This is a genomic window from Pseudonocardia lacus, from assembly GCF_018531445.1.
Lineage (GTDB): Bacteria > Actinomycetota > Actinomycetes > Mycobacteriales > Pseudonocardiaceae > Pseudonocardia > Pseudonocardia lacus.
Map to the genome: position 1 here is coordinate 1 of NZ_JAHDTH010000341.1, position 4801 is coordinate 4801.

General features: G+C 72.4%; 5 protein-coding genes. 3 read left to right on the forward strand and 2 right to left on the reverse strand.

Going from position 1 to position 4801, the window contains the following annotated elements; all coding sequences use genetic code 11:
• Both groEL and KIK08_RS37305 read right to left on the reverse strand, forming a co-directional pair.
• The coding region (gene groEL, locus KIK08_RS37300) for a chaperonin GroEL (protein WP_214408030.1) at window positions 1–1062 on the reverse strand (1062 nt) is incomplete at its 3' end.
• Between the two features lie 257 nt (window positions 1063–1319).
• Window positions 1320–1523: a cold-shock protein gene (locus KIK08_RS37305; RefSeq protein WP_214408031.1), complete on the reverse strand. Its 204-nt coding sequence runs from the start codon at window positions 1521–1523 to the stop codon at window positions 1320–1322.
• Between the two features lie 70 nt (window positions 1524–1593).
• On the opposite strand from KIK08_RS37305, the gene moeA reads away from it, so the two are divergent.
• The 3 genes from moeA to KIK08_RS37320 form a co-directional block, all read left to right on the forward strand.
• Window positions 1594–2835 carry a molybdopterin molybdotransferase MoeA gene (moeA, locus tag KIK08_RS37310; RefSeq protein ID WP_214408032.1) on the forward strand — a complete coding sequence of 414 codons (1242 nt, stop codon included), beginning with the start codon at window positions 1594–1596 and terminating at the stop codon, window positions 2833–2835.
• 419 nt (window positions 2836–3254) lie between these two features.
• The gene (locus tag KIK08_RS37315) at window positions 3255–3968 is read left to right on the forward strand and encodes a phosphatidylserine decarboxylase (protein WP_214408033.1); all 714 of its coding nucleotides are present in this window, start codon (window positions 3255–3257) and stop codon (window positions 3966–3968) included.
• A partial coding sequence (locus KIK08_RS37320; protein WP_214408034.1) for a CDP-alcohol phosphatidyltransferase family protein occupies window positions 3968–4801 on the forward strand: 834 nt, incomplete at its 3' end. The genes KIK08_RS37315 and KIK08_RS37320, both read left to right, overlap by 1 nt.

The window sequence follows — 4801 nt, forward strand, 5'->3', positions numbered from 1 at the left end:
GGTGCGCTCGATCTCGGCGCGGATCTGGTTGACCCGCCCGGCGATCTGGTCGGCGTCGCCGGCACCGTCGACGATGGTGGTCTCGTCCTTGGTGACCACGACCTTGCGGGCGCGGCCCAGCAGCGACAGGTCGGCGTTCTCCAGCTTGAGGCCGATCTTCTCGGAGATCACCTCGCCGCCGGTGAGGATGCCCATGTCGGTCAGCATCGCCTCGCGGCGGTCGCCGAAGCCCGGGGCCTTGACGGCGACGGACTTGAAGGTGCCGCGCACCTTGTTGACGATCAGGGTGGCCAGGGCCTCGCCCTCGACGTCCTCGGAGATGATCGCCAGCGGCTTGCCGGTCTGCATGACCTTCTCCAGCAGCGGGAGCAGGTCCTTCACGGTGGAGATCTTGGAGGAGACCAGGAGGATGTAGGGGTCCTCCAGCTCGGCCTCCATGCGCTCGGCGTCGGTGACGAAGTAGGGCGAGATGTAGCCCTTGTCGAACCGCATGCCCTCGGTCAGCTCGAGCTCCAGACCGAAGGTCTGGCTCTCCTCGACCGTGATGACGCCTTCCTTGCCGACCTTGTCCATGGCCTCGGCGATGAGCTCACCGATGGTCGAGTCCGCGGCGGAGATCGAGGCGGTGGCCGCGATCTGCTCCTTGGTCTCGACCTCCTTGGCCGACTTCAGCAGGGCCTCGGAGACGGCCTCGACGGCCTTCTCGATGCCGCGCTTGAGGGCCATCGGGTTCGCGCCGGCGGCCACGTTGCGCAGCCCCTCGCGGACCAGCGCCTGGGCCAGGACCGTCGCGGTGGTGGTGCCGTCGCCCGCGATGTCGTCGGTCTTCTTGGCGACCTCCTTGACCAGCTCGGCCCCGATCTTCTCCCACGGGTCCTCGAGCTCGATCTCCTTGGCGATCGACACACCATCGTTGGTGATGGTGGGGGCGCCCCACTTCTTCTCCAGCACGACGTTGCGGCCACGCGGGCCGAGCGTCACCTTGACGGCGTCGGCGAGGGTGTTCATGCCGCGCTCGAGCCCGCGGCGCGCCTCCTCGTCGAAAGCGATCATCTTCGCCATGGGGGTGTTGTCCTCCGATTGGGATGACACGAAACTCGTGTGTCGAACACGGTGCCCGCGACGGACGACCGGCAACCCTGCGCCGGTCTCACCTGCTCGACTACTGGCACTCTACAGTGCCGAGTGCCAGTCCGTTTTAGCACTCACCCCTGTCGAGTGCAAGCGCGCTGGTGATCGTCGGCCGGACGCGCGGGAGGCCGCCACGAACACCCCCGGCGAGGTGGTCGCGGCGGCCTCCGGGACCGTTCGGCGAGCCGTCAGATCTTGCGGACGGCGTCGGCCTGCGAGCGGCCGTCGCGCCCCGCGGTGGTCTCGAACTCCACCCGGTCGCCCTCGTCCAGCGTGCGGAACCCGTCCGACTGGATCGCGCTGTAGTGGACGAAGACGTCCGGCCCACCGTCGGTGGCGATGAAGCCGAAGCCCTTCTCCGCGTTGAACCACTTGACCGTGCCCTGAGCCACGGCACCTCCATGTCACTCGCTGACCGACGCCGCCGACGCTACCGGAGTTGATCGGGCAGGATGCGGTTCCGTGGCGAGCACCCCGAGGACGGTCGACGAGCACCGGGCCGTGGTGGCGGCCCTCCTGGGCCGCGCGGCGGCCGTCGAGGACGCCCCGGTGGCCGACGCGCTGGGCAGGGTTCTGGCGGCCGACGTGACGGCGGCGGTGTCGCTGCCGTCGTTCGACAACTCGGCGATGGACGGCTACGCCGTGCGGGCGGCCGAGTTGGCGGGCGCCACGGCCGACGCGCCGGTGGTGCTGCCCGTGGCGACCGACATCCCGGCCGGGCGCACCGATGTGCCGGTGTTGGAGCCGGGCACCGTGCACCGGATCATGACCGGGGCCGTGGTGCCCGCGGGCGCCGACGCCGTGCTGCCGGTCGAGCGGACCGACGGCGGGGTCGAGCGGGTGGCGCTGCGGGCGGCCCCGGTGCCGGGCGCGTTCATCCGGCGGGCGGGTGAGGACGTCACGGCGGGTGACGTCGTGCTGAAGGCGGGCGCGGTGATCGGGCCGGCGCAGGTGGGGGTGATCGCCGCCGTCGGCTCGGCGACCGTCGCGGTGCGCCGCCGCCCGGTGGTGCTGGTGCTGTCCACCGGCTCCGAGCTCGTCGAGCCCGGCCGCCCGCTGCGCACGGGCCAGATCTACGAGTCGAACGGGCCGATGCTGGCCGCCGCGGTCACCGAGGCGGGCGGGCGGGCCGAGCTGCTGCGCTTCGTGCCCGACGACGTCGGGCAGTTCCTCGACCGGCTCCGCGAGCGCCTCGCCGGCCGGTCCGAGGCCGACCGGGTCGACCTGGTGCTGACCTCGGGCGGGGTGAGCGCGGGCGCCTACGAGGTGGTCAAGGACGCGTTCACCGGGCGCGGGGTGGAGTTCGTCAAGGTGGCGATGCAGCCGGGCGGGCCGCAGGGCGCGGGGCGCGTCGACGACCTCGGCGGCGTCGCGGTGGTCACGCTGCCCGGCAACCCGGTGAGCTCGCACGTGTCGTTCGAGGTCTTCGTGCGCCCCGCGCTGCGCGCCGCGATGGGCCACCCGTTCCCCGAACGGCCGATGCGGACCGCCGTGCTGGGTGAGACCTGGACCTCACCGGAGGGTCGGCGCCAGTTCCGCCGCGGCGTCCTGAGCGCCGATGGCGCCGTCGTCCGGGAGGTCGGCACCTCGGGTTCCCACATGTTGGGAGCGCTGGCCCGGGCCGAGTGCCTCGTCGTGGTTCCGGAGGACGTCACTGACCTGCGCGAAGGCACGAAGGTGGAGATCCGTTCACTCGATGGGTGACCCGGATGGGTGACTGTGTCCTACATCACAAGCGGTCAGTGCAACATTCGGCGCGATCCGCACGTCTAACTGGTGAGCGTTCGGCCGATCGGTTGCACATCATGGGCTTACCTGGCCGTGATGTGGCGGTCCGACGAGCGCTCGGTGATACTTGCAGCACGGCACCGTTCACACCGGTCGCCGCAAAGGGCCTACCGCCCGTCGCTGGGGAGCGGACGAGCGGTTCCACGGCCGGGGTCGTCGTCTCGGGGGATGGCGGCCCCGGCCCTTTGCGTTTGCGGGGGTCCCCAACTCCCGGGACGGCGCCCCGGTCGAGCGGTACCGGAGTGGCAGATCGTGACGAACCGCTCTCGCGTACCGTAACCGGCGCCACCGCGACCCGTCCGGGTCGCCCCTGCCGAGGAGCTCGACCCAGCCCGATGCCCGACTCCGGGAACGCCACCTCGCTCTCCCACATGGCCGGCCTGGTCCGCGCCGCCGTCCCACCGATGCACCCCGGCGGGCGCCCGGTCGTGGCCGGTGTGGCCGCCGCCGCGGGCCTGGCCCGGCTGCTCACCGGGCGCGGCACGCTGATCGGCGCACTGGCCACCGCGGCGACCGCGGCCTTCTTCCGGGTGCCGCACCGGGTCGCCCCGCCCCGCACGGGCGTCGTGCTCTCCGCCGCCGACGGCACGGTCGCCACCGTCGGCGAGGTGCTGCCCCCGCCAGAGCTCGACCTGCCGCCCGTCCCGGTGCCCCGGGTCAGCGTCTTCCTGTCCCTGCTCGACGTGCACGCCCAGCGGATCCCCGTCGACGGCGTCGTGACGGCGGTCGAGTACCGGCCCGGCACGTTCCTGTCGGCCGACCTGGACAAGGCCAGCGAGGACAACGAGCGCAGCGCCCTGCTGCTGGAGACCCCCGACGGCCACCGCATCGGCGTCGTGCAGATCGCCGGGCTGCTGGCCCGCCGGATCGTCTGCGAGGTCGGGCCCGGTGACAAGGTCGCCGCGGGGCGGACCTACGGGCTGATCCGCTTCGGGTCCCGCGTCGACACCTACCTGCCGCCCGGCTCGACCGTCGAGGTCTCCGTCGGACAGCACACCGTCGGCGGCGAGACCGTCCTCGCCGCGCTGCCCGACCGGCAGACCGGCTGATGCCCGCCGCCGCCGACTACCCCGGCGTCCGCCTGCTGCCGAACGCGGTCACGGTCGTCGCGCTCTGCTCCGGCCTGTCCGCGGTCTACTTCGCGTTCAGCGGCCGCTTCGCCCTGTCGGTCGCCGCCGCCGGCATCGCCGCGCTCTGCGACGCGCTGGACGGCAGGCTCGCCCGCTTCCTCGACGCCAGCACGAAGATCGGCGCCGAGCTCGACTCGCTGTCGGACCTGGTCGCCTTCGGCGTGTCCCCGGCGCTGGTGCTCTACATCTGGGAGCTCAACGACCTGCGGTTCGGCTGGGCGTTCGCGCTGATCTTCGCGGTGTGCATGGCGCTGCGCCTGGCCCGGTTCAACACCCTGATCGACGCCGAGGACGAGTACCCCTTTACCAAGGAGTTCTTCGTCGGCGTCCCGGCGCCGGCCGGTGCGCTCGCCGCGGGCATCCCGCTCTACGCGTACCTGCACTTCGGGCCCGGCTGGTGGTCGACCTCGCTGGTCGTCGGGCTGTGGATCGTGCTCATCGCGGCGCTGACGGTGAGCAGGCTGCCGACGCTGTCGTTCAAGACCGTGCGGGTGTCGCCGAACTACATCGCCCCGCTGCTGGTGCTGGTCGGCGTGGCCGCGGCGGTACTGGTGACCATGCCGTTCCTCGGGCTGGCCGTGGTCGCGGCCGGCTACCTCGCGATGATCCCGTACACCGTCTACCGGCACCGCTGGCTGGCCCGCCACCCCGAGACGTGGCACGTGGTCGGCCGCGACCGCCGCGCCGTCGCCAGGGCGGCCCGCTCGGCGCGCAGGCTCGGCCTGCGCCCGCCGCTGCGGCGCAGGGTGGCC